At 75.1% G+C, this 2,504-nt stretch carries 3 protein-coding genes; 2 read left to right on the forward strand and 1 reads right to left on the reverse strand.

Annotated features, from left to right (window positions below; translation table 11 throughout):
- The coding region (locus tag EFK10_RS46000; protein WP_240677880.1) for an MGDG synthase family glycosyltransferase at positions 1–1,172 on the reverse strand (1,172 nt) is incomplete at its 3' end.
- Between the two features lie 206 nt (positions 1,173–1,378).
- Between EFK10_RS46000 and EFK10_RS46005 the strand changes: the two genes are divergently transcribed.
- On the forward strand, positions 1,379–1,765 hold the full coding sequence (locus EFK10_RS46005) for a BlaI/MecI/CopY family transcriptional regulator (RefSeq protein WP_127361574.1): 387 nt from the start codon (positions 1,379–1,381) through the stop codon (positions 1,763–1,765).
- A 6-nt stretch (positions 1,766–1,771) separates the two neighbouring features.
- A partial coding sequence (locus tag EFK10_RS46010) for a M56 family metallopeptidase (RefSeq protein WP_127361575.1) occupies positions 1,772–2,504 on the forward strand: 733 nt, incomplete at its 3' end.

Consider the following 2,504-nt stretch of genomic DNA (forward strand, 5'->3'; position numbering starts at 1 on the left):
ACGGCGAGCCGGCGCGCGGCCGTGCGGCGGCGCGGGAGCCGCGGCAGCCGTGCGGGCGGCGGCGTGGGGCCGTCGGCCCGGTCGGCGTGGACGACCTCCTGGCCGCAGACGCGGATGATCTCGGCGGCGGGGCCGCTGTCCGGGCCGAGAGCGAAGAGGGCGAGGGCGGTCTCGCGCTGGCGCAGGCCGAGCGGGCCCTCGAGGAGGTCCGCGAGGACGGGCTTGAGGTCCTCCGGGTCGCGGATCCAGGTGGCGACGCCGGCCTCGTGGAGGGCGGCGGCGTTGGTCTGGCCGTGGCCGGGTATGCAGCGGTAGCTCGCCACGGGCAGGCCGGTGGCGAAGGCCTCCAGCGAGGTGAGGCCGCCCGCGTTCTGGACCAGGACGTCGGAGGCGTGCATGAGGCCGGGCATGTCGTCGACCCAGCCGTACGCGTGCTCGATACCGGAGGCTCTGAGCCGGTCGGCCAGCGCCTGGTTGCGGCCGCAGACCACCACCGGCACGGCGGCGCCGCTGTCCCGGATCTCCTCGGCGACCTGGCTGACCGGACCCACGCCCCACGAACCGGCGACCAGCAGGGCCAGCGGGGCAGCGGGCGGGAGCCCGAAGCGGGCCCTGGCCTCCTGCTGCTGCGCGGGTCGGGCCGGGGTGAAGCGGTGGCCCACCACAGGCCCGGACACGACGACCCGGGCGGCGCCCAGCGCCTCGGCCTGGCCGGCCGGAATGGCGTGGGCCGCCAGGTGGTGGTCCACGCCGGGGGCGACCCACAGGGGGTGGACGGAGAAGTCGGTGAGGTAGGTCACCACGGGCACCGCCAGCCGGCCGCGAAGCCGCAGGGCGCCCAGGATCTGCCCGGCCCCGGGGTAGGTCGAGACGACCGCGCGGGTGTCCGGCGGCACCGCCCGCAGTACCCGGCTCTCGGCGCTGCGCATCAGGGCGCGGCTCATCGGGCCGCTGCCTCCGGCGCGCTCGGTGGCCGCGTAGATCTTCTGGTACGTCCAGGGGGCGTAGGTCAGCAGCCGGTGGTAGCCGCCGCTGACGACACGGCCCAGGCCTGCGGGCAGCAGGTCGAGCAGGTCGTGGCGGTCGACGGTGATTCCGGCGGCCGTGAGGCGGGCGGCGAGCTGTTCGGCGGCACCGTCATGGCCTGCCCCGACGCTCGCGGAGATGATCACGACACGGCCGTGGGGGCCTTGCGACACGGGCCTTCAGCCTCCGGACGTCGGAAAACGCTTCGCGCGCGGGAGTGCGACACGACATAGGCGATCACTCTACAACGTGTAGTTACTGAGCTCGGGCCTCGATCGGGTCACAGTTTCAAGTGGTAGTAGATTTGAGAACCGCGATTGGGTGTCCTCGATGAGAAGGGCGGGTGTACGGGATGCAGGAGGCCGAAGAGGCCGGTGCCGCGAACCGTCGGCGTGCCCCCGGTGCGCTGGAGAGCAGCGTCCTGGCCGCCCTGTGGGCGGCCGAGGAACCGCTGACCGCCGCCCAGGTCAGGGAACGGCTGCCCGGCGACCTCGCCCAGACCACCGTCTTGACGATCCTGTTCCGGCTGTACGAGAAGGGCATGCTCACCCGGCGCCGCGCCGGCCGCGGCTATGTGTACGCCCCCGAACGGGACGAGGCCTCGCACACCGCCGGCCGCATGCGCTCGCTTCTGGACCAGGGATCGGACCGCGAGGCCGTGCTGTCGCGGTTCGTGTCCGAACTCTCGCCGGAGGACGAGCGGTTGCTGCAGCGGCTGCTCGGCGAGCACGACGGGTAGCGGCCCTTGCGGTTCAGCGTCTACGTCCCCTTCGCCGTCAGCGCGGTGCTCGCCGTGCTGGCGCCCCGGCTGGCCGTGCACCTTCCGCCGCGCCGGGCGGCCTGGGCGCTGGCCTGCGCCGCGCTGGTCACCTCGGTCGGCTGGCTGGTCGCGCTGGCCCTGCTGGCGTTCATAGCCGTCGCCCAGATCCCCGAGATCGCGGAGGAAGGCCCCTGGTCCCCCCAGGTGCTGCGGGCCGAGGCCCCGGTGTGGCTCAGCGCGGCCGTGGTGTGCGCCCTTGTGCTGCTCGCCGGCTGTGTGGCGCTGACCGTCACCGCCGTACGGCAGGTCCGCGCGCTGCGCCAGGTGCGCCGCGAGTGCCGCGAGCTGTCCGGCCACGGCGAACTCGCGGTGCTGGACGAGGCCGCCCCGGCGGCGTATGCGCTGCCCGGCGCGCCCGGCCGCATCGTGGTCACCCGGGGCATGCTGCGGTGCCTCGACCCCGCCGAGCGCGAGGCCCTGCTGGCGCACGAACGGGCCCATTTGCGCGGCCGCCACTACCTCTTCCAGGCCGGCTGGCGGCTCGCCGCCGCCGCGAACCCGCTGCTGCGCCCGCTGGCCACCGCGGGCGACTTCGTCCTCGAGCGCTGGGCCGACGAGCAGGCCGCTGCCACCGTCGGCGACCGTTCGGTGGTCGCCCGTGCCGTCGCCCGGGCCGCCCTCGCCTCCGCCGCCGCCGGCCCCAGCCATGCCCCCGGGG

The sequence above is a fragment of the Streptomyces soli genome, assembly GCF_003999195.1.
Lineage (GTDB): Bacteria > Actinomycetota > Actinomycetes > Streptomycetales > Streptomycetaceae > Actinacidiphila > Actinacidiphila soli.